Annotated in this window: 1 protein-coding gene; it reads right to left on the bottom strand. The window is 43.8% G+C overall.

Going from position 1 to position 784, the window contains the following annotated elements:
- Nucleotides 1–412 precede the first annotated feature (412 nt).
- Nucleotides 413–784, bottom strand: a 372-nt coding sequence (locus tag CBG25_RS05005; RefSeq protein ID WP_290603757.1) for a transposase, incomplete at its 5' end; no start/stop codon positions are given.

The raw sequence follows: 784 nt of genomic DNA on the forward strand, positions 1-784 counted from the left end.
TAACAAGCTGAAAATTCAGCGGCTAAATTTTTCAATTCTTCGACTGATAATCCAATGATTGCTTTACATAAACGATTATCTCGTAACAGCCGCTCTTTGTTGATCATTTCAAACCTTTATTCTCTAAGTTAAACCTCTTTTTATTCTCAATAGCGTGACAAAAAATGCAAGTCTCTATTCAGCAACTAGTTTAATGAACCATCTCTATTTTTCTACTACGTGTTTTGGCAATCAATGTATCATCGGCAATTAGTACACAAGGGCTTTTTTTGTCTATAGGGCACCTCGAAAAACTCAAGATTTTCAATTAACCCTTGGCTTTCATTCTAAATAATTAGATTTTTTTTGATTATCACGCTACTGATTCTATCGCACATTGCCCTGGCTAGGGCCATTTGACCCATTCTGGGCGTCAGAAAGCCACGATGCACGCGCTCTGGAAGTACGCCAACCGCTTTAGGTTGTAACATGCTGCCATCATCGTCATGGCAAAATTAGCGCGCACCTGTCCAATGGTGCGGATCAGTTTTCTACCCATTTGTTCCATCGCCGCAAATGCATGTTCAACCCGTGCCCTAGTCTTTGCAATCCTGTGGTTTCGCCCTTGCTGAGTCTTGGACAACGGTTTGTTTCGATGGCCTTTACGCTGAATCTGGCTCCTATAGCCGTTTGCCTTCAGCCAAGCTTCCCGCTCCGCAGAGGGATAGCCTCGGTCGGCGTAGATATTGCGATTGGTGTTGGCCTTGTCAATGACCCTTTCGAAATGCTGACTGTCGTGGGTGCT

Origin of the sequence: Arsenophonus sp. ENCA, assembly GCF_002287155.1 — a bacterium.
Taxonomy (GTDB): domain Bacteria; phylum Pseudomonadota; class Gammaproteobacteria; order Enterobacterales; family Enterobacteriaceae; genus Arsenophonus; species Arsenophonus nilaparvatae.